The sequence below is a fragment of the Xenorhabdus bovienii genome (assembly GCF_024721015.1).
Classification (GTDB): Bacteria; Pseudomonadota; Gammaproteobacteria; order Enterobacterales; family Enterobacteriaceae; genus Xenorhabdus; species Xenorhabdus bovienii.
The window spans coordinates 1-555 of the sequence record NZ_JANAIF010000304.1; the positions used below are offsets into that span (position 1 = coordinate 1).

General features: G+C 42.0%; 1 protein-coding gene. It reads left to right on the plus strand.

The genetic code is table 11. The annotated features are described in order from the left end of the window. A partial coding sequence (locus NXS07_RS20700; protein ID WP_258087598.1) for an IS982 family transposase occupies nucleotides 1-550 on the plus strand: 550 nt, incomplete at its 5' end. Between the last annotated feature and the right edge of the window lie 5 nt (nucleotides 551-555).

The window sequence follows — 555 nt, forward strand, 5'->3', positions numbered from 1 at the left end:
TATTGATTCAACCAAAATTGCTGTTTGTCACAACCTCCGTATTCCCCGTCATCGCGTATTTGAGGGCGTCGCACAGCGAGGGAAAACGAGTACAGGCTGGTTTTATGGCTTTAAACTTCATTTGGTTATCAATGATTGTGGTGAACTTTTAGCGGTTAAGCTGACCTCAGGAAATAAAGATGATCGTCATCCCGTCAAAGCACGGGTACAAGGGTTAACAGGGTGTTTGTATGGCGATAAAGGGTATTTGTCACAGGCCTTGTGCGATGAACTGGAAGCAGAAGGAATAACGTTAATCACTCATGTCCGTAGTAACATGAAGGCAAAAGCGTTATCTCTCTGGGATAAGCTGATGTTAAGAAAGCGATTTTTGATAGAAACGGTCGTGGATCAGCTCAAAAATATTTCTCAGATAGCGCATTCAAGACACCGTAGTCAGCTCGGTTTTTTATTGGAAATCGTCGCTGGCTTAATAGCTTATACATTCCAACCTAAAAAACCGAGCTTGAATTTACGGGATTGTGATATCGCTATTTTTAAACGAAGCTGAGGTTA